The following is a 1,117-nucleotide window of genomic DNA, read 5'->3' on the forward strand; positions in this document are numbered from 1 at the left end:
GACTCTGCATGGACTGTTTGAACGCCAGGCGGCTTTAACACCTGAGCGGCCGGCCATCCGCTTTGCCGGCGGCTCGCTGACTTACGCTGAGCTTGATATGTGCGCCAGCCGGCTGGCTGCGCGCCTTGCGGCGCACGGGATCACGAAGGAAAGCATCGTCGGCGTCCTCTGTGAGCGGTCGCCTGAGATGCTGACAGCCGTCCTCGCCGTGCTAAAGGCGGGCGGAGCTTATTTGCCGCTTGATCCGACGTATCCGCAGGAGCGGCTGAGCTACATGCTGAAAGACAGCGGGGCAGCTTTGATGCTGACACAGCCGGGATTATCTCTACCTGATGTTTTCAGGGAGACGCTAGCGGTAGATTTGACGGCTCTTGCGAGTGAAGAAACGGAACAGCGTCTGTTTAACCGAGCGGACAGCGGTTCTCTCGCCTATGTTATCTATACATCTGGCTCGACCGGACGGCCAAAAGGCGTGGCCGTTGAACACCGCCAGGCCGTTTCCTTTCTGACCGGCATGCAGCGGCAGTTTCCGCTTCAGGAAGACGACATTATCATGGTGAAAACGTCCTTCTCCTTTGATGCGTCTGTCTGGCAGCTGTTTTGGTGGACCCTTTCAGGCGCTTCGGCTTATCTGCTTCCGCCCGGCTGGGAGAAAGACCCGGCATTGATCGTAAAAGCCATTCAGCAGGAAGGGATTACGACGGCTCATTTTATTCCGGCCATGCTGAACAGCTTTTTAGACCATGCGGAAATAGACGCTCTGGGAGGGGGGACAAGCCTGAAGCGTGTCTTCGCCGGAGGTGAACCGCTTGCGCCCCAAACGGCAGCCCGTTTTGCTTCTCTGTTGCCGGGTGTGACACTGATTCACGGCTACGGGCCGACAGAAGCAACGGTCGATGCGGCATTTTACGTTTTGGATTCAGAGCGGGACAGGGATCGCTTGCGGATTCCGATCGGGAAGCCCGTGCCCGGCGCGCGTCTGTATGTCTTGGATCCGAATTTGGCCGTACAGCCTGCCGGCGTCGCGGGAGAGCTCTACATCGCCGGAGGCGGCCTCGCCAGAGGCTATTTGAATCGGCCGGAATTAACGGAGGAGCGTTTTCTCGCTGATCCGTTC

1 protein-coding gene is annotated in these 1,117 nt (G+C 58.5%); it reads left to right on the forward strand.

All coding sequences use genetic code 11. From position 1 onward, the window contains the following. Positions 1-1,117: amino acid adenylation domain-containing protein (locus BTR1S_RS21455; protein WP_156483231.1), on the forward strand; the 1,117-nt coding region annotated here is incomplete at both ends.

Source organism: Bacillus sonorensis NBRC 101234 = KCTC 13918 (assembly GCF_001592005.1).
Classification (GTDB): Bacteria; Bacillota; Bacilli; order Bacillales; family Bacillaceae; genus Bacillus; species Bacillus sonorensis.